A 434-nucleotide genomic window follows, 5' to 3' on the forward strand; every position below is an offset into this window, starting at 1 on the left:
GTGTGCGCTGAACGCACTGGCCGCGGTGCACGATCTGGTCGGTCTCGACGAGGTGGTGCGCATCGTGAAGGTGGTCGGTTTCGTCGCGTCGGCGCCCGGTTTCACCGATCAGCCGCTGGTCATCAACGGCGCTTCGGAGTTCCTCGGTGAGGTCTTCGGCGCAGCGGGCACCCATGCGCGCTCGGCGGTCGGGGTGTCCGAACTTCCGAAGAACACCCCGGTCGAGGTCGAACTCATCGCCGAGGTGCGGTGATCAGGAGGTAGTCCCGTGACGCTGACTCATCCCGCGTACGGACAATTGCGCCAGGTGACGCCCTCTGCGGCGGTCCTGCTCGCCGACAATCCTGGCCAGATGACGCTGGACGGGACGAACACCTGGATCCTGCGGGCTCCGGAGGCCTCCGGATACGTCGTGGTCGATCCGGGCCCGAAAC

1 protein-coding gene and 1 pseudogene are annotated in these 434 nt (G+C 66.6%); both read left to right on the forward strand.

The window, feature by feature from the left end; all coding sequences use genetic code 11:
* Positions 1–253 (forward strand): RidA family protein (locus GV790_RS29005; RefSeq protein WP_163818000.1); only part of this gene is annotated, 253 nt, incomplete at its 5' end.
* 15 nt (positions 254–268) lie between these two features.
* Positions 269–434 (forward strand): annotated as a pseudogene (locus GV790_RS31500) (MBL fold metallo-hydrolase); the annotation flags it as partial.

The sequence above is a fragment of the Nocardia cyriacigeorgica genome (assembly GCF_010858045.1).
GTDB classification, from domain to species: domain Bacteria; phylum Actinomycetota; class Actinomycetes; order Mycobacteriales; family Mycobacteriaceae; genus Nocardia; species Nocardia cyriacigeorgica_E.